The sequence below is a fragment of the Providencia rustigianii DSM 4541 genome, from assembly GCF_000156395.1.
Classification (GTDB): Bacteria; Pseudomonadota; Gammaproteobacteria; order Enterobacterales; family Enterobacteriaceae; genus Providencia; species Providencia rustigianii.
This window is the reverse complement of the sequence record NZ_GG703819.1, coordinates 627359-627712: the sequence shown is the minus strand read 5'-3', so window position 1 is coordinate 627712 and position 354 is coordinate 627359. Positions and strand designations below refer to the sequence as shown.

Here is a 354-nt window from a genome sequence, read left to right as displayed (position 1 = left end):
TACGAGCCGCGCGGCAACGTCAGACCGTAAAGTTAACAAGTTACTACAGGACGTTAATGTCGGTTGGTTACATAAAATCCGCCTTGAAGCCCCTGATCATGTTTTAGGTTCATCCACGGATAAAGACACCAACAAAATTACGCCTGAGCCAATCAAAGTGGGTATTGGTGAAGATTATGAGAACCTTGATGCGCTGGTTATGCAAGCCGTCGACCACGCCATTTCCGAAGTGTATGCCGATGATACTGATTTAGTGGTTATCTGTGGTCGCTCATTATTAGCGGATAAATATTTCCCAATCGTCAACCGTGACCAAGCCAATACAGAGGCTTTAGCTGCGGATGTGATTATCAG

1 protein-coding gene is annotated in these 354 nt (G+C 45.5%); it reads left to right on the top strand.

The window, feature by feature from the left end:
• A partial coding sequence (locus PROVRUST_RS12750) for a P2 family phage major capsid protein (protein WP_006815255.1) occupies positions 1 to 354 on the top strand: 354 nt, incomplete at both ends.